The sequence below is a fragment of the Chitinophaga silvisoli genome (assembly GCF_003412465.1).
Classification (GTDB): domain Bacteria; phylum Bacteroidota; class Bacteroidia; order Chitinophagales; family Chitinophagaceae; genus Chitinophaga; species Chitinophaga silvisoli.
In genome coordinates this window covers 65,201-90,023 of record NZ_QTJV01000017.1, presented here as the reverse complement: position 1 = coordinate 90,023, position 24,823 = coordinate 65,201, and the positions used below count along the sequence as shown (strand labels likewise).

The 24,823-nt window shown below is 44.7% G+C and carries 24 protein-coding genes; 11 read left to right on the top strand and 13 right to left on the bottom strand.

Annotated elements, in window-relative coordinates:
* Position 1: 1 nt before the first annotated feature.
* Both DXN04_RS31075 and DXN04_RS31070 read right to left on the bottom strand, forming a co-directional pair.
* Positions 2-2,236, bottom strand: a complete 2,235-nt coding sequence (locus DXN04_RS31075; RefSeq protein WP_116857330.1) for an InlB B-repeat-containing protein — start codon at positions 2,234-2,236, stop codon at positions 2-4.
* Between the two features lie 177 nt (positions 2,237-2,413).
* On the bottom strand, positions 2,414-2,860 hold the full coding sequence (locus tag DXN04_RS31070; protein WP_116857329.1) for a DUF1572 family protein: 447 nt from the start codon (positions 2,858-2,860) through the stop codon (positions 2,414-2,416).
* Positions 2,861-2,916: 56 nt separating this feature from the next.
* Here DXN04_RS31070 and DXN04_RS31065 point away from each other — a divergent pair, with 56 nt between their 5' ends.
* Entirely contained in the window at positions 2,917-3,528 is a 612-nt protein-coding gene (locus DXN04_RS31065; protein ID WP_116857328.1) for a hypothetical protein, read from the top strand.
* 151 nt (positions 3,529-3,679) lie between these two features.
* Here DXN04_RS31065 and DXN04_RS31060 read toward each other — a convergent pair whose 3' ends face one another.
* The 5 genes from DXN04_RS31060 to DXN04_RS31040 all read right to left on the bottom strand — a co-directional run bounded on the left by DXN04_RS31060 (position 3,680) and on the right by DXN04_RS31040 (position 7,254).
* Positions 3,680-4,411 (bottom strand): metallophosphoesterase family protein, encoded by a 732-nt coding sequence (locus DXN04_RS31060; protein WP_116857327.1) that lies wholly within the window; start codon positions 4,409-4,411, stop codon positions 3,680-3,682.
* Entirely contained in the window at positions 4,411-5,352 is a 942-nt protein-coding gene (locus DXN04_RS31055; RefSeq protein WP_116857326.1) for an ADP-ribosylglycohydrolase family protein, read from the bottom strand. The genes DXN04_RS31060 and DXN04_RS31055 overlap by 1 nt, the downstream gene beginning before the upstream one ends.
* On the bottom strand, positions 5,349-5,879 hold the full coding sequence (locus tag DXN04_RS31050; protein ID WP_116857325.1) for an RNA 2'-phosphotransferase: 531 nt from the start codon (positions 5,877-5,879) through the stop codon (positions 5,349-5,351). Before DXN04_RS31050 ends, DXN04_RS31055 begins: the two co-directional genes overlap by 4 nt.
* A gap of 6 nt (positions 5,880-5,885) precedes the next feature.
* On the bottom strand, positions 5,886-6,431 hold the full coding sequence (locus tag DXN04_RS31045; protein ID WP_116857324.1) for an NADAR family protein: 546 nt from the start codon (positions 6,429-6,431) through the stop codon (positions 5,886-5,888).
* A 151-nt stretch (positions 6,432-6,582) separates the two neighbouring features.
* Positions 6,583-7,254 (bottom strand): NUDIX hydrolase, encoded by a 672-nt coding sequence (locus DXN04_RS31040; RefSeq protein WP_116857323.1) that lies wholly within the window; start codon positions 7,252-7,254, stop codon positions 6,583-6,585.
* Between the two features lie 354 nt (positions 7,255-7,608).
* Here DXN04_RS31040 and DXN04_RS31035 point away from each other — a divergent pair, with 354 nt between their 5' ends.
* From DXN04_RS31035 to DXN04_RS31020, 4 genes are all read left to right on the top strand, one after another.
* Positions 7,609-7,842, top strand: a complete 234-nt coding sequence (locus DXN04_RS31035) for a hypothetical protein (RefSeq protein WP_233525727.1) — start codon at positions 7,609-7,611, stop codon at positions 7,840-7,842.
* 870 nt (positions 7,843-8,712) lie between these two features.
* Positions 8,713-9,543 (top strand): hypothetical protein, encoded by an 831-nt coding sequence (locus tag DXN04_RS31030; RefSeq protein WP_116857321.1) that lies wholly within the window; start codon positions 8,713-8,715, stop codon positions 9,541-9,543.
* Positions 9,544-10,296: 753 nt separating this feature from the next.
* Positions 10,297-10,749 carry a hypothetical protein gene (locus tag DXN04_RS31025; RefSeq protein ID WP_116857320.1) on the top strand — a complete coding sequence of 151 codons (453 nt, stop codon included), beginning with the start codon at positions 10,297-10,299 and terminating at the stop codon, positions 10,747-10,749.
* 358 nt (positions 10,750-11,107) lie between these two features.
* Positions 11,108-12,067, top strand: a complete 960-nt coding sequence (locus tag DXN04_RS31020) for an HTTM domain-containing protein (protein WP_116857319.1) — start codon at positions 11,108-11,110, stop codon at positions 12,065-12,067.
* 97 nt (positions 12,068-12,164) lie between these two features.
* On the opposite strand, the gene DXN04_RS31015 is transcribed toward DXN04_RS31020, so the two are convergent.
* Both DXN04_RS31015 and DXN04_RS34670 read right to left on the bottom strand, forming a co-directional pair.
* Positions 12,165-12,881 (bottom strand): DUF1345 domain-containing protein, encoded by a 717-nt coding sequence (locus tag DXN04_RS31015; RefSeq protein ID WP_233525726.1) that lies wholly within the window; start codon positions 12,879-12,881, stop codon positions 12,165-12,167.
* 377 nt (positions 12,882-13,258) lie between these two features.
* Entirely contained in the window at positions 13,259-13,525 is a 267-nt protein-coding gene (locus DXN04_RS34670) for a hypothetical protein (RefSeq protein ID WP_147320116.1), read from the bottom strand.
* Between the two features lie 293 nt (positions 13,526-13,818).
* Here DXN04_RS34670 and DXN04_RS31010 point away from each other — a divergent pair, with 293 nt between their 5' ends.
* Complete coding sequence (locus tag DXN04_RS31010) at positions 13,819-15,069, top strand: DEAD/DEAH box helicase (protein WP_116857318.1); 1,251 nt, start codon at positions 13,819-13,821, stop codon at positions 15,067-15,069.
* A gap of 54 nt (positions 15,070-15,123) precedes the next feature.
* Positions 15,124-15,687, top strand: coding sequence for a hypothetical protein (locus tag DXN04_RS34665; RefSeq protein ID WP_147320115.1), 564 nt, complete (start codon positions 15,124-15,126; stop codon positions 15,685-15,687).
* Positions 15,688-15,704: 17 nt separating this feature from the next.
* Here DXN04_RS34665 and DXN04_RS31005 read toward each other — a convergent pair whose 3' ends face one another.
* From DXN04_RS31005 to DXN04_RS30990, 4 genes are all read right to left on the bottom strand, one after another.
* Positions 15,705-16,910 (bottom strand): hypothetical protein, encoded by a 1,206-nt coding sequence (locus DXN04_RS31005; RefSeq protein ID WP_116857317.1) that lies wholly within the window; start codon positions 16,908-16,910, stop codon positions 15,705-15,707.
* Positions 16,911-17,560: 650 nt separating this feature from the next.
* A complete protein-coding gene (locus tag DXN04_RS31000) occupies positions 17,561-18,190 on the bottom strand; it encodes a type II toxin-antitoxin system death-on-curing family toxin (RefSeq protein ID WP_116857316.1) in 630 nt (209 codons plus the stop codon).
* A gap of 299 nt (positions 18,191-18,489) precedes the next feature.
* The gene (locus tag DXN04_RS30995; protein WP_116857315.1) at positions 18,490-19,494 is read right to left on the bottom strand and encodes a hypothetical protein; all 1,005 of its coding nucleotides are present in this window, start codon (positions 19,492-19,494) and stop codon (positions 18,490-18,492) included.
* Positions 19,495-19,895: 401 nt separating this feature from the next.
* Positions 19,896-20,444, bottom strand: coding sequence for a hypothetical protein (locus tag DXN04_RS30990; RefSeq protein ID WP_116857314.1), 549 nt, complete (start codon positions 20,442-20,444; stop codon positions 19,896-19,898).
* 243 nt (positions 20,445-20,687) lie between these two features.
* On the opposite strand from DXN04_RS30990, the gene DXN04_RS30985 reads away from it, so the two are divergent.
* From DXN04_RS30985 to DXN04_RS30970, 4 genes are all read left to right on the top strand, one after another.
* The gene (locus tag DXN04_RS30985) at positions 20,688-22,010 is read left to right on the top strand and encodes a hypothetical protein (protein ID WP_147320114.1); all 1,323 of its coding nucleotides are present in this window, start codon (positions 20,688-20,690) and stop codon (positions 22,008-22,010) included.
* A gap of 21 nt (positions 22,011-22,031) precedes the next feature.
* Entirely contained in the window at positions 22,032-22,421 is a 390-nt protein-coding gene (locus DXN04_RS30980; protein WP_116857312.1) for a hypothetical protein, read from the top strand.
* Between the two features lie 84 nt (positions 22,422-22,505).
* On the top strand, positions 22,506-23,006 hold the full coding sequence (locus DXN04_RS30975) for a gluconate 2-dehydrogenase subunit 3 family protein (protein ID WP_116857311.1): 501 nt from the start codon (positions 22,506-22,508) through the stop codon (positions 23,004-23,006).
* A 6-nt stretch (positions 23,007-23,012) separates the two neighbouring features.
* Positions 23,013-24,722 (top strand): GMC oxidoreductase, encoded by a 1,710-nt coding sequence (locus DXN04_RS30970; protein ID WP_116857310.1) that lies wholly within the window; start codon positions 23,013-23,015, stop codon positions 24,720-24,722.
* Positions 24,723-24,823 lie beyond the last annotated feature (101 nt).

Below are 24,823 nucleotides of genomic sequence, written 5' to 3'. Positions count from 1 at the left end.
ATTATTGTTTAATCAGTTTCAGGATATTACTACCGGCTGAGTTTTCTATTTTTATTAAATACAATGACTGTGGCAGGCGACTCACATCCACTGCCAACTGGTTACTCCCTGCCGGAAATTCCTTATCCGCAATCGTTTTAACCAACTGCCCGTTTGATGTATACATCCTGATCTGCACCCGATCCGCCTGCTCATTATAAAAACTGATCGCCGCTGTATGCGTAGCCGGATTTGGATAAATCTTCGTCTGCGTAAATTCCAGTTTCGGCGCTACAGATCTTGCTGACAAAGCAGATGAACCACATGCCCCTGCGGTAGGACTATTACCCGCTACCTCCATCCAATCTATCAAGGCAAATTCTGTAGAAGAAAGGGTTTCAATCCTGATCGTATTCACACCCGCTGCAAGGGTAGCTGTTACCGCAGCCGTAGTCGTCCATGCTGTCCAGCTGCTGGTTTTAGGAAATGACACACTGGGGACTGCCGTACTTCCGTTTACTAACAACTTCGCCGTCGTAGAAACGTTTGCTCCGCCATTTGAATAACGCCATACAAATGAATAGGTCCCCGCAGCAGGCACACTCACACTATAATTCACCCCTTTGGCTGCTGAGTTGCTCAGGTTGATGTAATACCCACCATCGGCACCGGAATAAGTATTTTGTCTGCTGCCATCAGCACTGCAATAACCACCTGTACTAGCTGCCGCATCATCGATATGCAGGGTAGAACCTCCACCCGTACTGCTGCTGTTAAAACTTGCCGTAACAGCAAGATTCGAGCTAACCGTTACCGTAGTTGTAGTAGCAGTCCCACTGGCACTACCACTCCAGCCACTGAATGTATAACCGCTGGCAGGTGTGGCCGTCAGCGTGACCACGGTTCCCGATGTATAAGTACCACCACCCGGACTCAGTGTAACTGTACCTCCTGCAGCAGGAGATACAGTTACACTTACCGTATAAGTAGATGGATTAGTACTGCCACCTGATTCCCTGGCTCCGATATCAGGTGCAGTGCCTGAATAAGTAATGCCTGTCGTAGCTACACCTTTGTCAATCATATCACTGCCGGATGCCAGTGCCAGGAAGTTACCCAGGTTCGGACTCCCATCACTGTTCCTGCTCACAGATAGTGACAGGCTCTGAAAATCTGCACTGCTGACCACCAATCCTCCTGTGTTAGAACTGGCACCACTCTTCCACCAAACATTGGTAGGCGTTACATCCGTACCATTTGTCGCATCAGAAGAACCGGCATTGTAAGATAGATTGTTTTTGAAAGTAGCGGTACTACCCGTACGGAAATTGAAATTGGATGCAGCATTATTGTAACTGGTATTGTTTGTCACTTCCATCGCACCAGGGTTATTGTTGTCCGTAAAACCATGGTGGCCATTGTTGAAAGACACGCAACGGCGTACAATGTGTGCCACAGCAATCCCATCTCCTCCGAGTTTAAAGCCATTCTTATCACCATCACCTGAAGTATTGCCACTGCTGAGCGTACCATTTCCATAAGCAATACAATTGATGAGTGTCACAGGACCAATAGGGCCTGTTTCTGATTTTGCATAGAGATCGTATCCATCATCAATATTGTTGTGAGAGATACAACCATTGAATACATTGCCTGTGCCGCAGGTAAGCTTTGCTGCAAAGCCATCGGCATCTTCATTGTCAGGATCCTGGTTGTCGTAGGCCTCGCAGTTCAGGATCGTGTTGTTCGTCGGCCATGAAGCGAGGGTAGTGTTTGATGTCACATAGCGGCTGAGTTGTAATCCGCTATCATGATTGCCTTTGAAGATACAGCGTTCAATGATGTTGCTGTTGCCCGCCAGGAGCATTCCATTGTCGCCGGCACCCTGGATGGTGATGCCGGTCCAATGCCAGTAATCTCCATCCAGGATTACACCCCGGTTGGCATCGGCAATCGCCATGGCGGAGAAATCTAAAACCGGGGTTTCGCCGGTATAAGCAACGACACTCTTGTACGCGGAAGATGTACCATTGTTACTTGCAGTGATAATAACGGGGGCGCTTAAACTATAGGTACCTCCTCTTAAATAAATAGTGTTTCCTGCGCTGACTGTTGCCAGTGCGTTGGCAAGTGTAGTAGGAGCACTGATGCTGGTGCCGGGGTTCGAGGCAGATCCACTGGGGGATACATACAGGGTTTGCGCATAGGAGAGCCCAGCTCCTGCCAGACATAGCAGCGCTAGTAGAAGTGTTTTCATACGGGAATTTATTTTACCTGAATTTACATGGAAATGTTTGGCAGGTGATCAGACAGAGACAGATAAATTTACGCAAACGTTTGCGGGAAAAGGGTTTCCAGTGATATGTGGAGCGCAGTGAGGGAAGGCTATTTCATTGAAAAAGAATGAAATTCCTGGAATGCATGACCTGAAAAATCATGCATCCAGCAATCGCCTGTGATAATTTACCTGGCCTAAGTGGTACATCAGGTGCCCGCTTAAGTGCATCAGGAAATGTTCTGTATAGATAGGACCACCAAATATTTCAATCGGATATAAGGCAGCTACCTGCTCCGCTGTCAACTCATCCATCACTTTGTCAATCACTACAATCGTATCCTCAACCATTTTAATCAGCGTTGCTCTCGGCACATCTTTTTGTGAAAACTCCAGCTCACGGTTACGCACATATCCCGTATTGCCCAGGTACAAGCCAATGTAAGTATTCAGGTTCCCTACCAGGTGCAATGCAAGATTCCCGGCACTATTACTGATGCCCTTTTCAATATACCAGATCTTACTTTCATTGGTGTAGAGTGAAAGTTCCTGGATCAATTTTTCAAGATCCCTGCGAAAAAGCGTTTTCAAAGTAGTAGCGAACATAAGTATTATGTATTATCAAAATGAAATTAATACTTTTGTTGGAATAAGCTAAATCCATGTATAAAAACCTTCTTTTTATCCTTATTCCAGGGCTGGTCTCGTGCAATTCCCCGGGAAAAACTGCTGATACTACTCCAGACTCCTTTTTAGGTCAAGCCGCGAAAGTAGATACAGGTGTGATGACAGTAGTTGCACCCCCTGAAACGCCGCAGGTGGTACCGGACACGATCAAAATAGACGGAGATTTTAATGGAGACGGCAACCTGGACCAGGCATTCGGTGTCTTGTACAGGAAGGCGATGGAAGAGGAAGGGCAGGATGAATATGTGATTAGGTTTTCCAACCCCGACATAAAGCCACTGGTAACGGGTTATGGAGAGATCCGTCTCATCAATGAAGGGGATTTAAACAGCGATGGCAGAGATGATATTTCCGTATACCAGGCTCCCTTGCATGGCTGTACTTATATGATGAGCACCTGGGGATTTACAAAGAACGGCTGGAAGCAAATTGCGGATCCATGGCTGGTGTACAACGGATGTAATTATTTAAGTGATGAGGATTTGCAGAACAGGATTGTAATGGAGGATGGGATTGTGTATTACTACCAGGAAGATCAGCAGGATGAGCATATGACATTGGCAAAGAAAGAAATGGGTATGAAATAAGTGCCCAACGTTTAAATAAAAAAATGAGCTTGTATCAAAAGTAAATTGATGTCATTTAACCTTCAATGATAGAAATCTCTCCATCTGCATCCGGATTAAATCCCGGAAATTTACTTTTGCTACAAGCTCTTTTATCACAATTTCAATCTGCTTATTTATTTCTTCCTTTTTCTCCCGGATAAAAAACATACGCTGGCTCACTCTGCCAAAACTCTTTCGTATCAATATCCATCGCTGAGATCCTTCCCATAAAAGCCGCGCCGGTATCCACATTCCACACATTACATGCATTCATAGGCACCGTCACGTCATAGTTGATAGTAGGCGTATGGCCAATAAAAATCTCTTTAAACAGTAATAATCTTTTCGGGTAGAGCACTGAATCTTTTGGAATCCGCCTATCCATACACAGCGCCATTTCCCACAGCGATCTGTCCCAATAGAAATTAGTATCGTAATGCTCTTTCTCCGGACCATGCATACTTGCATACCCTGCATGCAGGAAGATCCTGTTTTGCTCATCTATGTGGTAGAGTCGAAGACGTTGATACCATTCCAGGTGTACCATGCGTTGTTCCGGAGAAACCTTTTCGTAACTGGCAATGGTTTGTTTCCCGCCATTCCTGTACCATACAGGATCAGGATCTTCACCATTCAGCCAACGTTCGCACCAGGCATCATGATTCCCTTTGATGATGATGCAGTCATATTGCTGTTGCAAAGCCATCAGGTATTCAACCACCTCTGCGGATTGCGACCATCCATCTACAAAATCACCAAGGAATATTAGTTTGTCCGACGGTTGCAACAGGAGTTGACCTATCAGTTGTTCTAATGCTTTTAATGCGCCATGAATATCCCCAATTACAAACGTTCGGGCCATTAGATCTTGAATTTGACCTGCAAGTTAGCAATCAGTTCTTCAATTCTATCCTTTCCTGCTAAAATGTTTAACCATTCGGCAGGAATTTCTTCCCAACCGTAGTGCATGCCGGCAAGTCCACCAACCACAGCGGCGGTGGTATCTGTGTCATTGCCGAGATTGACAGCAGTCAATACGGCATCAGCATAGGTCTTTGTATGGACCAGGATCCAGATAGCAGCTTCAAGCGTGTGCACCACATAGCCGGTACCGTGAATCTCGCTGACAGGTGTATTGATCAGCGAGCCGGAAAGTATAGGTGCCAATATTTCAAGTTCTGTCTTGTTGAGTAAATCCTTCTCTTTGAAGTATTTATTCACATCTCTAATCGCAGTCAGGTACGCATCGGCAGGTTGATCTCCTTTCAGAATATGACGCGCAACTTCCAGGTAAATAAAGCAACAGGCAATGGAACGGATATGCCCGTGGGTCATACTGGATACATCCCGCACATGCTGATAGCGATCATTGATATCAAAGTCCCTGATATAAAACAGGAGGGGCAGGATCCGCATGAGTGAACCATTGCCGTTACTGTCTTCATCTGTACTGCCTGCCACGATAGGCGGTGTGCCTTGAGAGAGAAAATGGATAGCGGTATTGGTAGCGTTGCCTACGTCGAAGACCTTGCCGTGAGCCGTCCAGTAAGCATGATAGCGCCAGTTGATAAAGCGGTTGGCGAGGTCCTGGAGGCTATAGCCTTTTACAAGGGTTTCAGCAAGGCAGAACGTAAGCGAACTATCGTCGGACCAGGTACCTGCCGGCTGGCCATGGGTACCGTATTCCCGCATGTTGGTAACGGGATAACGGGTGAGGAGGTCGCGTGACTGAAATTCTACAGGTACACCAAGGGCATCGCCAACGGCAAGACCAAGGAGGGCACCTTTGATGGGAGATGTCATTGTGAAATATATTTAGCAGGCACATGGTCGGTCAACCATACACCATTGGCAGATACAAAAAATGGGATGCCATCTCTGTGCATGTCACCACTCCGGATGGTGAGGATGACGGGGATGCCTCTGCGACTGCCTACTTTGGTAGCGGTGGCTTTGTCGATACTGAGGTGTACGTGTTGGCGGCTCATTTTCCGGATGCCGGTTTTTAGAATGTCGGATACAAAAGCGCCGGTGGTACCATGGAAGAGGAACTCGGGTGGTGTGGTGATGGGGAGTTCCAGGTCTACTTTGATGGAGTGGCCCTGGTTGGCCCTGATTTTAGAGTGGTCTTCGTTGAAGGCAAAGCGTTGTTTGTCACTTTCGGCCACGATGGTTTCGAGTTCTTCCCTGGTGATGCGTTTACGGCGTGCGGCGAGGGCGAGTAGGGTGTCTACATCAGCCCAGCCGTTGTTATCTAGTTTCAGTCCGATGAGCTCCGGTTGGTGGCGGAGGATCAGGCTGAGGAATTTGGATGTTTCTTTTTGGTTCATGTGTTTTTAATTTGGGGCTTGCAACAGATCTCTTACTTCCATCAATGCATAGCCTAGTAAATTCTGCCCTCTCCACTTTTCAGGGTGTGTGGCATTTTCATTAATAGCGGCCATCCCGATACCCCATATCCTATCCATGGGACTGGCTTCTACAATCACTTCTTCGCCTGTTGCCAACAGGAATGCTTTCAGTGCAGGATGTTGGGAGAACTTATGGAAGTTCCCCTGTGTTACGATCTCTCTTTTCGCTGCATCCCACTTAGCAGGATCAAAATTGGCAACTTTTCTACCGAGTGCTTTCACCGCAGCAGGGGATGGGGTGGCAAGGATCTTTTTCTCGATTTCGGTATCGCCAAACAGGGTGGCTTTGCCTGCCATCATCCAGTGTTCAGCGGTGGGATAAGTCTTTTCATTGACAGTAAAAGGTGCTACCCACCACTGGCTAAAGCAGGATTTGGTAATACTGCCGTCTTTGGAAGGTTGGTGGCCCCAGAAGAAGCAGAAAGTTGGCGTTGGTTTTTGGGCGATGAGCCAGTTATTATCGTAAGTCATGTTTATAAAATTTTGAAAGGGTCTGTTTTATAATGGGTGTTGTGGGCCAGCTCTCTGAGGCCAACGGGTCTATATAGTGGTATGCGTTTCATGATTTGATGAATAATGCATTGCAGGAATTAACTAATGGGTATTTTCAAAATTGCCCGGATCAAAAACTCAAATGAATACTCTTCAGCTCCTTATTAAATTCATACAGATCCGGGTGCCTGTTATGCAATCCTTCCCTTTTTTTACCGGTACTAATAATATACCCCGCATCCAGGATTTTCCTTCTAAAATTCCTCCTGTCAATACTGATATCCAGGATACATTCATACAGTGCATGTAGTTCCGGCATAGTAAAAAGGTCATTGAGCAACTCAAACCCAACAGGATAATGAAGGATTTTATGCTGCAAACTTTTGAGTGCATCTGCGGCAATGAGATCATGGTCAAAGCCAAGACCTGGTAACTCTTTCACATTGAACCACTTCACATCATTCGCCATGGTCCCTGCGGTGATGGCAAACCTGGCTGGATTTACCAGTGCATAGTGGGCAACTGCGATAGCGCGGCCTCTTGGGTCACGATTGGGCTCATCATAGGTACAGAGTTGCTCCAGATACAGGTCATCCATACCTAGTTTGGTTTTCAGTACACGGGCGCAGGTATCGCGCAGGCGTTCTTCCATAAGGAGGAAGGCACCGGGCAGTACCCATTGATCTTTAAACGGCTCCGTATTCCTGTTCAGGAGCAGAATAGAGAGGATACCCTGTTGATAACCAAACACAACAAGATCTGCTGCCAGCGATGGGTTTTTGTAGCTACTGAATGATGGCATGGGGTCTTTGTGTTATTTTGACGCAAAGCTATAAAGATATTTTTAAAAAGTAAAATATTTTTAGAGCTGAGGTGTATTAAAAACACTTATTGAAATTGAAATCTGGTTGGCTGGCGGATGCAGCTATTTTGCCGTAAAGCTCAATATTATTCCGTTTTAGCACTGAATGGGGTACATGAAAAGTTAAAATAAATTCTTGTCTAAAACTGCGGCGGCGTTGCAGCAGACTATTATATCTTCGTTTCATTGTTTTACGGCCTTGATCATCCATATTTAAAAAGTACGTACCCAGTATTGTTAACCCTGTCACCCGCAAAATGTAAACCCATGACTCAAAATTTAAAACTTTCGTTAATGACACTGGCTGTTGTAATCGGTACCGGCTCCGCTATTGCCAGCTCTTTCACTAAGAATCACCGTGAGGAAACTCAATATTACTGGAATGGTACTGCTTATGTAGAAGCAGGTATAGAAGGATATGATTATGAATGTCAGTTTGACCACTTTGGTACCTGTACGTATTATTATGATGCTGCCAGCGGGACATATAAGTCCAGCAAAGGTGGAAAGATTGTATGGATCAGGTGATTATTTCCTACTTCTTTTATGACGGCCTGCGTTATTTATTAATCAGAGCAAATTTAAGGTGAATAATCCTGGTGGGCTATGCTTTATAGTATAGCTCGCCTTGAACCTCTTTTCGTCCAGTTGATTTATTATAACCCCAATGGTTTGAATTATGCCTTCGGGCATGATTGGCCTTTCATCTGTTGCGAATAAACAAACAATAAACCCGGTGGGCTATGCTTTATGGTATAGCTCGCCTTTTATCGGATTTTATTATTAACCCGTTTTGAATAACTATTCCTGGGAGGCTGTCCTTTAAATATGGCTCGCCTCCATCAAAGAAGTCTTAAATCGAATGACGGCTCTCTCACCGGCTATGCTTTGGAGTAAGTGCGTCCTTCTTTAAAGTACCAAATGTGGAGTGATTGCTGGCAGCGAGCTGTGTTAAATCATAGCTTGTCCCAATTTCCAATGTGGAATGACTACTGGTCAGCGAGCTGTATTAAATCATAGCTTGTCCCAATTTCCAATGTCGAATGACTACTGGTCAGCGAGCTGTGTTAAAATCATAGCCTGTTCCAATTTTAAATGTGGAATAGCTGCTGGCAGCGAGCTGTGTTTAAAAGCATAGCCCGTCCCAATTTCAAATGTGGGATGACAACTGGTCAGCGAGCTATGTTAAAATCATAGCTCATCCCACTTCAAAGTTTCGAATAATTAAACCCGGTGGGTTAAAGCGCATAGTCCCCCCCACCCCCCATTGATTTGTTGACCCCATATTTGCGTATTTCTACGTTGTGAAAACAGGTGTTTTTCTGCTTGTGGGCAAGAGGTAATTCCATGACTTTTGTGTCGTAAACAATTGTTGTTCAAAACCTCAAACCCCAAAAAATGAAACGCAACCTATTAGCGGGTGTAGCTGGCCTCGCTGCACTTATCTTGTTTTCCTGCAAAAAAGAACAGGCTTCCTTACGTCCTGATTCGGAAGTAGCTGCAACTGTTACAACCGGCACAGACGAAATGGATGCCATATTGAAAGACCTTAGGCCGGAAACGTATCTGCTCACTTTCGATGCGTTGCCGGCAAATAATTACATCACCAAAACAACTTATGGCAGTCTTTCCGATGAAACCCAATTCGGCGATGGAAGAACGCCAATGCCTTTTCCATACCTGGAAAAAATTGGATACACCAAAGCCCCTTTTAAGAAGATTTGGATAAAGACTTGTCCTACAATGATTCCCTACCTGGATATAGCCAAAAGAGCGGCAGAATTGATTCAAAAAGTTGATAGCAGAACTTTCGCAGATCTGACAATTACAGAATTGTCTGCCAGTCAGAAGGTATTGGCAACAAAGTCGTTCCTGACTGCTGCCAGCAGACTACAACCTGATGCTGTAGATACGAAGGTATTGGCCAGGTCTCCTTTGGAAAAGTTTAGGTTATCACTGCCCCAGGGGACAGCGCTGCCTTACTTTACAAGAGGGTTTTATGGCTTGGGAGACATCACCCAGGTGCCTGCCAGTGCAGGTGGAAAGCTGACGATCTATACCAGTTTGAGATGGGAGGATATATTGAGAAGGAAGTTTCCGAATATGATCGGATGTTTTGATCCGATTGTGCTGAGGGATATCAGGGCGAATTTTGTGAGCCTTGATAAAGGGTTTGAAAAGCTCAATATTGAGGAGGTAGCTGGTGGTGCGATATTAGGGATTAACTAGTTGGTAGGGGTGAAAGGCCTTTGACTGATTGGTAATAATCGGAGCTTTAAGGTGATGGGGTAGGAAAGGGAAAGCAGGGTTTCATTGTTTCATTAAAAGAAGTGACTTAAAGGTGCCATGAGATTCTTAGGTGATTGCTTTCATTAAAGCATTGAATGGAACGATTTCGGGGATTTCTTTTGATGATAGGTGCCATGAGATTTTTAGATGATTGCTTTCATTGAAGATTGAATGGGACGATATCTGGGATTCCTTTGATGATAGGTACCCTGAGATTCTTAGGTGATTGCTTTCATTGAAGATTGAATGGAACGATTTCGGGATTCTTTTTGATAATAGGTGCCATGAGATTCTTAGATGATTGCTTTCATTAAAGCATTGAATGGAACGATTTCAGGGATTCCTTTTGATGATAGGTGCCATGAGATTCTTAGAATATTGCTTTCATTGAAGCATTGAATGGAACGATTTCAGGGGATTCCTTTGATGATAGGTGCCATGTAGTTTCTCTTAACGGAGTATTTCACAAAAGAATAGTCCAACTATTTCCTAACCCCAATTTCAACCAAATTGATTTCGCTGAAAGACTTTGATTAATCCCTGTTACATTCCTGGTCTTTCATCCGCCTAATACTACTTAACCCCAGGGCCAGCTGGAAATCTTATACGCTGTTTTTCAGCTGGCCTTTTTTTTAACTTTTTTCCTGCTTCATTTTAACCTTTTTTATGATAACGTGGAAGCATATTTGTTGGATGAGCATCGCGCTCTTCCATTTAGTGGTAGTCGCTTTACATGCCGCTCATTTTAAAGAGTGGAGCAAACGGACCACCTGGTTATCCAGCTATGGCGACTTCACCGGCGCGGGAAACATTTTTAGTTTTTTCGCTCCGCATATTGGTAATGAGATTGCGGTTTTATACACAGTGGCGAATGGGAAATCTCAGCATGTAATGAGATTGGAAGGGAATAATAGCGAGTGTAACAGAAGGATTCAAACGATTTATAATTTTTTCAGTATAGAAGAAGCGCAGCCTTTGTTAGCGAGGAGTTGTGCGGCATATGTGTTGAAGGAAGCACCTGATGGTACGATGGTCAGGATTACAGTGGTAAGTAAGCTGGTGCCGGAAATGAAGGATTATAGGAATGGGGTGATGCCAAAGTGGGAGCCTTTTTTAGTGAAAGATTATAAGAAGAATAGTCAATAATCGGGAATGTCTAATTTGATAGGGGATAATAGAAGAACCGTCAATAATAGGATATGTCTGATTCGGTAAAATATAATAAAAGCAGGGTCGATAATTGGAAATGCTTGATTTGACAGTGAATTTTAAGCAGTCAATAATTGGATACGTCTGATTTGGTAAAAGATAATAAAAGAAGAGTCGATAATCAGATCTGTCTGGTTTGATTAAAGACTAAATCAAAATAGTTAATAATCGATCATTCCTGATTTGGGTAAAGATGAAAATAGAATTTCAATAAATAAACATGTCCGGTAGGAGGATTGGGCACATCCTAATACCCCCCGCCGGGGATGATGTCCTTCATCTATAAATAGATTTTATGAACAGGTATTCCGGTGTATTACAACGCTTCTTTTTCTCGCCCCGCTCCGGCGAGCCATTAGCATTTTTTAGAATTGCCATTGCATTCATTGGCTTAGTGCAGGGATGCTGTCTACTAGGTAATGTCGTTATGTTATATGGCGTAAACGGCCTTATCCCATGGGCGCTTAGTAAGGGCATCGTATCTCCCCTGATGCCACAGTTATCTTGGTTACAACCTTTGGCCACTGCGACGGGTATATCCGGGGATACAATGGTATATGTGTTAATGGGTGTATACCTGATCTGTTTAGTCTTCCTGCTAATGGGCATGTCCACCAGAGCCGCAGCAACCCTTGCCTGGGGATTACACCTGATGTTCATCAACACTGGCTTTATGGCGGCGTATGGAGTAGAGACGTTTTTACACATCGCGTTGTTCTATTGTATCCTGATGCCGGTAGGGGAGTCATTTACATGGAAGAATAATGAGAGTAGTGTGAGTGAATGGAATGCGCTGTCCATAAGAGTATTACAGATCCACTTATGCATCGTCTATCTGGCTTCGGGCCTGGAAAAGGCAATGGGTACGCAATGGTGGAATGGAGAGGCGATCTGGCAGACATTCATGCAGGGGCAGTTTGCAAAGTTTGATATGCATTGGCTGGCGGGGTATCCCTGGTTAGCAAAGATGATTTGCTGGAGTACATTATTGATTGAGATCGGTTATCCTGTATTTATCTGGTGGAGAAAGACGAGGGTGTATGCTTATGTAGGTGTGGTGTTATTGCATGTAGGGATTTCGGTTTTTATGGGATTGCAGTTATTTGCGGCGATCATGATAGTGTTTAGTACGGCAGCATTTGGATGGGAGTATATTGAGCAGGGCTATTGGGGGATAGTAAAGCCATTGAGAGAAAGGAAGATGTTGAGAAGGGCCGAGGTGCTGGCAACGCAGGCGTTTTGGAGTATGGAATAGGGAAATTATAAATGGTTGTAGAAATAAATAGCTTATGCGACAAGCATAAGCTATTATAATATTTTTATGCCAAACATATTTTGGTTGTTGTTATACACTAGTTCCTCAACCCAGCCACCAAATTAATCGTTAACGCCACTACAAACGTATTCAATCCAAAGGCCAGCAACCCATGTAATAAAGCCAACCTCCTCAATTTCCTGTTACTAATCTCCACATCAGAAACCTGAAATGTCATCCCTATCACAAAAGAGAAATAAGCAAAATCCAGGTAATCCGGATTCTTTTCCTCCGGAAAATCCAATCCCCCAACATGCCTGGTATTATCTTCCTCGTCGTCATCATAATAAATATGTGCATAATGAATAGCAAACATACAATGTACCATCGCCCATGACAATAATATCCCTGCCACCGCCACCGGCAGATATACCACCAGTCCCGCTTCTTTCGACTCTGATGACAACATCAGCAACAGCACCATCAGCATACTGGCAAAACACGCTAACACGATCAGTACAAATACCATGAGTCGGCTGCCATCTTCCTGTCTCGCGTATTCACGGATCTCTTTAGTCGTACGGTTGAAAAAAATGTAAACGCATTGGGCACAGAACACCAGGGAAAATACATCCCAGAGGATCATCGTTCTCAGCAAAGTGGTGATGTATTCGTTTTTGATAAAGAACCAGACTATGCCGCAGGCAAGCAGGGCAATCAGGATTCTTTTGATCGGATGAAGGTTAGTGAAGAACCGGGAAAGCGGGGAGCGTAATGGTATGCCGGAGTCTGTGTTTGCCTTTGCTTTTGCCAATGGGAAGTGTTTTGTCTGGAAGCAAGGTAGGCATTCTATAGGAAATTATTAGGGGTTAAACTTTCATTTTCACTTCATATTGATTCTTTCCGGCAGCATATTGGTAGGCAGCGTATTTACGAATGCCCTTATTATTAAGGGCGCACATGCTCCCGTATGGAAATAAATGATCCTATTGCCGATTGGCTGACTCTCAGAATATACATAACCGAGAATACCCGCCACTAAAAGAACGAGTATCCCTCGGATATAGTATAGGGGGGAAAGGTAATCAGGCCTTTTGTCAGGGGGTAACCTTGAATCATCTATAAACTTTACTATTTGTACCGCTATTGCCCCTAAAAGGCAGCATACAATTGGAATTGGAATACTATACATTATGCGTATTTTAAACTTGTTAATACTCTTCTCCTGAAAGGAGTCCTTTCTTTATATAATTTTCGGGAAGTGAATAAAGGCAATCCGTCTTCACTCATTACCCCACATTGTAAAAACTCATCAGAATTGTAGATAATTCTTAATACACTTTCCAAATTGACCCCAGAAATCCTGGATAATTCAGGTGGCGTTGCCCAAACTCCACTTTCTGTGTGATGCAAAGCATCCAAAATTGTCTGCTTTTCCTGTTGCAAATTGACATTCATAAGTTAAATTTTTTTTGTTTTAAAATCCTTACTGGTATTCAATTTACAGCCATTCTTCTGAACTAAAAAAATAAAAACCTACCCCAATCATCCTGATAATTTCCCTTTAAAAAAAGCCATTTATTCTCTCAAAACCACTCTCCCTAAAGCCATATTTCCTTTCCCTTTCCTCCCACATTTTCTCCTTTCAAAGAAGCTCTTATGCCTTACTGATCTACTCTCCAAACATCAAAATTTCCCCTCCCTTTCCCCCACCCCCCACACATTCCCCCTACATCCCATATCTTTGCACTATGAAATTTGAACAGTATCGTATTTCCCCGGAGATAAAACGAAGCCTGGAGGAATTGGGATTTAAACGCCCGACAGATATCCAATTTAAGGCGATCCCATCCATCTTGAAGGGGGACGATGTAATGGCGATAGCCCAGACCGGCACCGGAAAAACCGCTGCCTTCGCTATCCCAGTCCTGCACCTGCTGCAACAAAAGCTGCACAGGCTACCTAAAAAGAATAAAGGCGAGGTAAGATGTGTCGTTATGGTGCCCACCCGCGAGCTGGCCATCCAGATCGCCGAAGTTTTTGTCACTATCGCCAAGTATACCAAACTGAATATATTAGGCCTCTTCGGTGGGGTTGACGAAGGCCCTCAGCTGAAAAAACTGGCCCAGGGAGTAGATGTACTGATCGCCACCCCAGGTAGAATGTTTGACCTCATCAGCAGGGGCTTTATTGACCTGAGCTTTACCGAAACACTCATCCTGGATGAAGCCGATCACATGCTGGACCTTGGTTTTATCCGTGATATCAGGGATGTATTGAAACATATGGGCCGCAGACACCAGACCCTGTTCTTCTCCGCGACCATCGATAAGGATATCAAAGACCTGGCTTATTCCGTGGTGACAAATCCGATCAGGATCCAGATCTCCCCTGAAGACCCGGTGTCAAAGAACGTACAACATGCCGTGGCATTTGTAAGCATGGATGATAAGCGATTCTTCCTGGAGAGATTAGTGAAGGAATTCCCGGAAGGTAAGATACTGGTGTTCGTGAGGACTAAGGTACGTGCTGAACGTGTACAGGCCGCTATGGCGAGAGTGGAGATTCCTGCACTCGTGATGCACGGTGGTAAGGAACAGGAGAACCGACTGGAGGCAATGGAAGACTTTAAGAGCGGGAAAGTGAAGTTGTTGGTAACTACCGATGTGAATGCGAGAGGGATAGATATTCCTAATGTGGATTATGTAGTAAATTATGACTTGCCGGATGTGCCGGAGAATTATGTGCATAGGGTAGGGCGTACCGGTCGTGGCGTGCAGAAAGGACAGGCTGTGTCGTTTTGTAGTGAGGAGGAGAAGCCGGTGCTGGAGGAGATTCAGAAATATTTAGGGAAGGAGATTACAGTGATGAAGATTGATAAGAATGATTATCGGGAGACGATTAGTTTTTCTGAGGATATTCCGAATGATAACTGGCAGTTGTTGCTGGATCAGCACAATGCGGAGATGGATAAAGTGAAAAAGAAGAAAAAAAAGAAATAAGCATATTTCGACCCCTTCTAACCGAGGGGGCTTTTTTTTCAATAATCAAATGCTTTGGCAATACCTAACACCCGGCCGGCATCTCAGACTAGTTCAGCAATACCTAACACCCGGCCGGCATCTCAGACTAGTTCAGCAATACCTAACACCCAACCGGCATCTCAGACTCTTTCGGCAATACCAACACCTGGCCGGCATCACAGACTCTTTCAGCAATACCCTACACCTGGCCGGCATCACAGACTCTTTCAGCAATACCCTACACCTGGTCGGCATCTCAGACTCTTTCGGCAATACCAACACCTGGCCGGCATCACAGACTCTTTCAGCAATACCCAACACCTGGTCGGCATCTCAGACTCTATTGGCAATACCCAACACCCGTCCGGCATCTCAAACTCTTTCGGCAATACCCAACACCCAACCGGCATCTCAGACTCTATCGGCAATACCCAACACCCGCCGGCATTTCAGACTCTTTCGGCAATACCAATACCCGGTCGGTATCTCAAACTCTTTCGGCGATACCAATACCCGGCCGGCATCTCAAACTTTTTCTTCAATACCTCCCCGGCGGCATCTCAAATTCTTTCTCCAATAGATAACACCCCACCATAATCCCACTCCCTCACCCTTCACAAAGACGATCGCCTCGTCCTGCTTGTCCTCTCCTCCGGCTTTATCATCTTCAACAACTCCTGGCCAATCCCCGCTATCCTATTCATCGTACTACTCGTTATCTCCTTATACTTCGCCCTGAATATACTCTCCGTAAACGGCTCATTCCTCCTCGCCGTAAAATACCTCGGCAACAACCGCAATACCTCATCCACATGCTTATGCGACAACTGCCCCATCGCCCGCAGCAACCTCACAATCAATGCCATCATCGATACCGACATATTTGTCCTGATCTTCTCATGTGCTATTAACAATTCCGGCTCCTCCTTCATTTCCCGCTCCAGGTAATTAATTTCCACAAACAACCACTCCTGTAGCAAATCCCTGATCGATGGCGCATCCGGACTATATGCCTGTCCTGACCTTATTTGCAATTGCTGCATATCAGTATACGAATCTTTCAACAACTTCATCTGCTCCTCCACTGAATTCGCTATATGTAACTGCCTGTTCAGCCACGTCGTACAATAATGATAGAAATCCGTGGTATTGCAGTTCAGACAAAACAACACATACTGCAACTGGTGATGCTGTAAATTATAATTCTCCTGCTCCAGCAGGCGTAATAAATGTTGATGTAGTTGTACCAAAAACTGCAGCTTCGCATCGTTCAACCGATGCGGCGATGCAGGTTCCAGTTGATCAAACAAGTCCAGGATCAGATCCTGCAGATCATGACAGCCCTCCTCCGTAATCTCAAACCACCTTTTAATAAGTGGAATTCCCGGTAGCAATTGCTGTCTGATAATCTCTTTGTGAATATTAGGTAGCGGTAGCAACCGATTGAAATAAGCAGGGAAGGTGTCTCGCAGGTAAACCAGGAATTCATCCAGCTGGAAACAAATATCCGCGCGCAACAGGGCCGTGTTCTCCTGTATTGTGTGCGAGGATGACAATTCTGTATTCAGCCATGATGTAGGCAATTCACCAATGACGGCACATAATCGCTGCTGACAAATGATAATATAACGTTGCATGGCCTGTTCATGCAGCCCGTTTAACCGGCATGTTTCCAGTGCTGCTTTCAAATGACTGATGGCATTAATAGTTCCCTGGTGTATGGAAGCAATCAGTTCATATGGAGTGATGTTGTCTTCTGGCTGTTTAAGGAATTGCAGGCTTTCTACCAGCTGATTCAGCGGGTTCAAGGGAGTTTTCATAATGTGTTAGCGCTAATGGTTAACAATAGTAAATTTTATTCATAGTTATTTGGAGGGTACCAGGCATAGGTGATCCTGATAGTAAATGCAATATAGGAAAATATACATCATGCGGCCTGTTCATTTCATTCATTTTTGCATGCATGCAGGCATGGAGATTGAGTAGGAGCAAGGATTTGTATGACCAGCAATAATTTACGAATAATAAATAATGTGAGTAAAAGGAAAAAAATATGGGATAATTAACTCCGCATTAACCGAATTTTCCGAACAATAGTCTAGCATTGCAAATTGATTGAATTTTTTAGTCTATATCCATAATGGCCGGGCATTCTTGCCCGGCTAATTCATTTATTGGTAAATACCTTTTTTACAATTCCTGGGGAGGTTTTATTTTTAAATAATGCCATTTATTTTAAATATTGCCTCTCATTTTAAAAATAAGGATATTCATTTTACAACATTGCCATCCAATTACAACATTGTCATCCATTTCAAAATAATGCCACCCATTTTAAATTGAAAGACATTATAATTGAAAGACATTCAATAGTCTGATTCCCTCATTCAATTAGTCTCTCATTCACTGATTCCCTCATTCACTTAGTCCCTCATCCCCATTCACGCATTCCTCCAGCCATTTCCCCCCATCACCTATTATCCTCATTAATCAAATTCACCACCACCTGCGCCATAATATCCTTCTCATCCGGTTTGCTTTCTGCTATCATCAGGGTCATCGCCACCAGCGCATTATCTGCAATCCGCTTCCCTCCATCCTTCCTGTACAAGATCCCATTCCTCTCCAAAAACCACACAAACAAAAAGGCCGCAATCCGCTTATTCCCATCCGAAAATGAATGATTCTTTACTACAAAATAAAGCAGGTGCGCCGCCTTCTCCTCTATACTCGGGTATAAATCCTTCCCACCGAAAGACTGGTAAATATTTGCAATCGATCCCTTAAATGAATCATCCTTCTCATTCCCAAATAACCGACTCCCTCCAAACATATCCCGTAGCCCCTTTATCGCATGCATCGCACTATCATACGTCGCTACAAAGGCAGATGTTGGATGAATACCATCGATTGTAAGACTCCGGTGATCATACCGATCCAGGATATCTAATGCGTAACTATAATCAGTAATGACTTTATGTAATCCATCAGTCTCGTCAGAAGAAGCAGGGGTATACACAAACTTAATAAGTATCTCACTTGCCCAGGCACGAAATGCTGCATCATTGGCAAGCCGGGTTTCTATCTCTTGAATTTCCATTTCCTAAAAATACCGGAAATGAAATGATAAGCCAAAAAATCATCATGTGATAAATCTGGTAATAGCCTTAAAAAGCTACTTCCCAGACAAAAAACACCCTCACTACATAACTCCTCCCATCCAGCTCCCACAATTCTCACTTCAAAGCTTCACCTCAAACTCTCACCACACAGCTCCCACAACTCTCACCTCACCGCTACACCCAATATAGTTCTCCTCATACTCTCACCCACACCCTTCACTCACCCCCACCAAACACCCCACAGCTCTCTTTAAACTTCCCCAAAAATCCACCCCACCTACTGCTCCCTCCTCAACAACATCACATTACACTCATAATACCCATCCACCTCCTTCAACATATCCATCGCATTCCTATACCCCGTAGCCGCCGCTATCATCCCCAACGAAAACGACTTCTGCATAATACTATTATACACATGCATCATCCTCACCATATTAATAAACGGCGTTATCCCAATACAAAAATGATGTCTAAACCCCTGCGCCAACTGCACCCCCGGCATATTAAACATATTCGCCAACTCCGCCACACTATGCCTCATATGCGGATTCGTCGTCACATAATTAAACACCTGATGCAACATCACCGTCTGTATCGGCGTAAACAACTGTATCGTCGGCGGCGGTGTCGCATCCTGCAATGAAAAATTCAAAAACAAATCCACACAACACCTATGCAAATAATACTGCGCAATCTCCTCCACATACTTACACGACACAATACTCTGTATAAGATAATTACACACCGCATTTATCCTGTAAGGCCTGTCATTAATCACCCCACTGATCTTCTCCAGGCGCTTATTCGCCAAATTATACAATCCCGGATACTGCTGCACCAACTTCGGCACATTCACCGGCATTATATTTATATGAAACGACAACACCTTCTGCCCCGCCTTCATCGGCACCCGGTGCATCTCCGAATACAAATTAAACAAATTACACTGCCGCTCCTCCAACATAAACTCCGGCATCTTAATCGTCTCCGCCCGCAAGGTATCCTCATACATAAAATGCAAAGCCCACAAATGATAAGGTGTATATGGACACAACACGATATCCCGCTTCGCAAATATATCATGTAACCACACTGAAAAATAACCCAACTGCATATGCTGAGATAACATGTCAAAATCATCGTCCGACTCAAAATACAATCCCGCATTCGGAATCACCAGTTGCAAATACTCCGCCGGCACATGCCCGGCATGCACATACTCCGTAAGAAACCGGTCAATCAGAAGCAGCTTGTTCTCATCATGCAATATTGGATACATAATCGTGTTGTTTAACGGCGATCCCGATGATGCCTCTAAATAAGGCAGTTAACATTTTCACATGAATACATGAATCATGAATATGATGATCAAATAGTAAGGTAGCTTGTCAGCAGGGTTTGAACAATGCCTGGTATTCAAACTGTTTGGGGTATATTACGCTCCACTACAGCAAAGTTGTGTTCCAATACCGGAATAGTTAATATCTCTAATCCATCTTAATGACTACCCTTCTTATCGCCATTGACCAGCATTGTGCTAAACTAATAAATTGATTGGGGTGAGTGGTTAATGACTTGTTAATAAAATAAAAAAGATAAAATAGATAACTGAAGATCCGCAGGAAGGAAAAGGGGCCCTGAATTGAAATGGAGCTGTTAATGTATTGATTATGATTGGGATTAGGATAACCCAGGTACCGTCACCTTGTACTCCCTGGCCTGCCCGCACAACTTATGTAAAAAAGCGTATACCTGTTGAAGTGCCTCCAGGATCTTATCCTGTTCCGCACCCCCAATCGCCGCCACCCGCAAGATCGTCTTCTGCATCGCTATCACCGGCTCATACTCCCTGTACACCTGCAGCAACTTGTCTTCATAATGATTCCAGGCCTGTATACCAGTTGTCGTTATATTAATCACAAATTCACCCGCCGCCTGTGTACGCGTTGCCGTGAACCCCGCCTCTATGTTTATAGCTGGTACCCCCGGTCGCATAAACTGGTAACAAATATCCAGGCCATCAATATCCGTCCAGCCATTGTCAGCCGTTCGCTGGCGAATACCCTTCCTGATCTCATGGATACATTGCATTTGCTGTCGCGTATTGGAAAGGTTCCAGGATTCATATTGCTGAATCAGCTGGTCAATGGCAATGGCATTGTCGTAAAAGAAATGGGATAAATCATTTGGGGCCTGTTCTTCAAATATCCTGATAAGGTCTTTTTGCATGCTGGCACGTTTTATTTCTATCCTCTAAACTAATAAAGTAAAATTTGAGAATAGTTAACATTTGGTTAAACCTCATTTAATTTTTTTAATGATTGTATACTGCATCTCCTAACTTTATATTCAAAGAAATCATTAAATTCCTGCCGTATGATGAGAATGCGTTACCATTACTGTTTCTTAGCAGGAGTCACAATGGTCCTGCAGTTTATTTTAATCAAATACCTGTACCCATTCCCCAATTTTATGCAGGACTCCTACAATTACCTGCGGAGTGCTGCTACCAATATCGACGCTAATCTATGGCCTGTGGGCTATGCAAAACTGATCCGCTTTGCCGGTTTCTTTTCTCACTGTGATCACCTGCTGGTATTCCTGCAATTATTTATCTACCACATCTGCGGACTATTCTACTTCCATACCCTGCTCGCCCTGAGACCCTGCAGCAAATGGCTGCAATGGACCATGTTCATTTTCATCTTCCTCAATCCCGCTATTCTCTACTTAAGTAATTATGTCACCAGCGATGTTTACTTTATCGGCATCAGCCTCGTGTGGATGGCACAATTATTCCGCCTTACCTACAAACCTACTTTACTACTGCTATCACTGCACTTACTCGTTTTATTACTCGCATTTACCGTCCGCTATCATGCCTTAATCTACCCCGTCATCAGCATGACCGTCATCGTCTTCTGCCAGTATTCTGCCACCGTGAAAGCATGGGCCATCGCCATGACCATCTTCCTCGTCGGTGCCTTCATACTCTATACCACCCGTCAAACTGAAACCCACATGGGCCGCCGGCAATTCTCTGTATTCAGCGGCTGGCAAATGGCGAACAACGCTGTGTATGCTTATGTACATATCCCCGCCAATAAAAGATCCCAGGACACCGTTCCTCCACAGTTCAAAGATATCCACTCCCGCGTCCACCAATGGCTCGATTCCGTACCCATGTCCCAAAGGCCTGACCGCCCTATCATGGCCTATTTTATCTGGGATCCGGGATCGCCCCTGCAACCTGAAACCGGTGCACAAAACATCTCTGACAATGCCAGCCATCTCCGAAAAATGGCCCAGGTAGCGCCCCTGCTCAATGACTATGGAAAATATTTAATTGCCCGCTATCCCGTACCCTACATCCAATACTACATCTGGCCAAATCTATTGCAATACATGCTCCCGCCGGCAGAAAACCTCGCTGTCTATAACGATGGCCTGGACAGCGTCCTGCCTGTTGCTAAAGATTGGTTCCATTACAACACCACCCATATTTATAAGCGTGCCGGCGCAGAACTGAAATACTTCAATTTCTACCCCTATCTCATGCTTCTCATCCTCCTCTTTTTCGCCATCGGATGGATAAAGTATCTCTACCAGGAAGGCCGCGCCATCGCCAATGAACATTTCAGATACGCCCTCACCATCGTCACTTATTACTGGTTAGTCAATATCGGTTTTAGTGTACTCGCATCGCCGGTTGTATTAAGGTATCAACTGTTCAACATGATCATCGGCGCTACATTCGGCGGCATGCTTTGGGACATGAAGGTTTATGGAAAGTAATGCCTCCTGCATCTACTATGCATGAAAAAGAATTTATTCCTATTACCTACCCTGAGTGCAGGCTTCTTTGTATTAATCAGCATTACCTGCCTCTGGGAGTTTTATAACTGGCGGCCCAAAAGGCTACGATTCATCGACTACATCAGCTTTCCCAACTTTCATGTAAAAAGAGATTTCATCGATATTCATTTTACCGGCGATGAAGAGAAGGATGCTATCAAATTTTCTTTCGCCCAACTAAGCGTCCAGGAAATCATCGAAAACGCCGACACCCTGCATGGTGTACATTTTTCTTATGGTGACAGCAGCACCTACCAATCTCTCATCCACACTTTTGACCTCCTGTATGCCGCACGTGCCCAATGCTACCAATGCGATCACGCAGAGATCTGGTTTTTCTACTGCCCCTGAATTCCACCCCCACTCATCCCAAATGTTTGGAAATCCTGATTATTCCCACTACCTTATTGTCCGTAATGAAAAACTAACGCGCCAATGCTTGTATCCAGACGAACCGCATTAAAACAGGTCCTGTTCGTTTCTGCCGGGCTGGCTATTTTGCCCTCGTGTCTCCACGACAAAAAGCCACCGGAATTTAAAGTGAAAAATATCGACCTAAACAGTGATGAGGAAGCCACCTTAATTTCCCTTGCCGATGTCATCATCCCCGGTGGCGAAAAGCCCGGTGCCAGACAGGTCAAGGCCGACCAGTACGCCATGACAATCATGGATGACTGCTACCCGAAGGCAGACCAGGAGAAATTCAAAACCGGTCTCCAGGCCTTCCAAAAGGAATGGAAAAAAGGAGACGACACCTTCCTGAAAAAAATGGAAGAGACTGCTCCTGATGCATCCCCAGCCTCCTCATTTTACCATACGTACAAAGACTTATTGATTCAGGGCTATACCGGATCAGAATATTATCTCACCAAAGTATTCCCATACGAGCTCGTACCCGGGCGATTCCACGGAAGTGTATTAGTTAATAAAGGTTAAAATTGTATGCCACATATCAATACAGGCGATACCAGCCACAACTTTGATGCGATCGTAATCGGATCGGGTATCAGCGGCGGCTGGGCAGCCAAAGAGTTCACGGAAAAAGGATTGAAGACTTTAGTACTCGAAAGAGGTAGAGACGTTAAACACCTGAAAGATTACCCCACCACCAGCATGATGCCCTGGGAGTTTAAGCATCGTGGCCAGTTGACCCAACAACAAAAGGACGACAACCCGGTGGTGAGTAAATGCTACGCCTTCAAGGAAGATGCCCTGCACTTCTTTGTCAAAGATAAAGAACATCCTTACGTTCAGGACAAGCCATTCGACTGGATCCGCGGCTACCAGGTAGGTGGTAAATCCCTGCTCTGGGCCCGGCAAACACAGCGATGGAGTAACTACGACTTCGAAGGCCCCGCCAGGGATGGCTTTGCTGTTGACTGGCCCATCAGGTATGAAGACATTGCTCCATGGTATAGCTATGTGGAAAAGTTCGCCGGCATCTCCGGTAATAAGGACAACTTACCCGGTCTGCCCGATGGCGAATTCCTGCCACCGATGGACCTCACGAAAGTAGAGGAATACTTCAAAGACTTTGTAGGCAAAAACTATAAAGACCGACATGTGATTTATGGTCGCTGTGCACACGTAACGCAGCCCCAGGAAATCCATAAACAACAAGGCAGGATGCAATGCCAGAAACGTGACCTTTGTCAGCGTGGATGCCCCTTTGGTGGATATTTTAGCAGCAATGCTTCTACTATTCCATGGGCGGAAAAGACCGGCAATCTGACCCTGAAACCCGACTCCGTCGTACATTCTATCATCTATGATGCGCAGAAAGGGAAGGCTACCGGCGTACGTGTAATTGATGCTAAGACCAAAGCCGCTACTGAATATTTCGCACCGGTGATCTTTGTAAATGCAGCTGCGATCAACACCAACATCATCCTGCTCAACTCTACCTCCGATCGCTTCCCGAATGGCTTGGGGAATGACAATGGCCTGCTGGGCAAGTACTTCGCTTTCCACAATTACCGCGCAGTCATCACCGGTAAGTACGAAGGGCTGCTGGAATACACGACGGATGGCAAACGCCCTACCAGTGCCTACATCCCAAGGTTCAGGAACCTTGTCAAACAGGAGACTGACTTCCTCAGGGGCTATGCTGCCGGTTTCCATGCCATGCGGCCATCTTATTCCAAACAGGATGGTTTTGGCACACAACTGAAAGATAATCTGTCTAAGAAAGACCTGGGCCCCTGGTTTGTGGGTTCGCATATGATGGGAGAAACGATTCCAAAAGAACAGAGTCGCCTCTTCCTGGACAAAGACCAGAAAGATGAATGGGGCATTCCATTATTACATACCGATATCGGGTATGATGACAATGATGAGAAGATGGTGAAAGACTTCTTCGAACAAATGACGGAGATGTATACCAAAGCTGGTTTTACAGATCTGAAAACCCGCGATTCAAAACAAGCGCCCGGATTGGACATCCATGAAATGGGCGGTGTGAGAATGGGGCATGACCCGAAGACCTCTTTGTTGAATAAATGGAACCAGATGCACCTGGTGAAGAATGTATTTGTGACGGATGGTGCCTGTATGACATCGACCAGTACCCAGAATCCGAGTCTGACCTATATGGCGCTGACGGCAAGAGCAGTGGATTATGCGGTGAAGGAAATGAAGAAAGGAACGATTTAAAAAAAGCTGAATTTATACATGAAGCCTCCAAAGCAATTAAGCTTTGGAGGCTTCGTCGTTTATATAGCTAAGCTATAATATTATAAGGTCACCATAAGGAC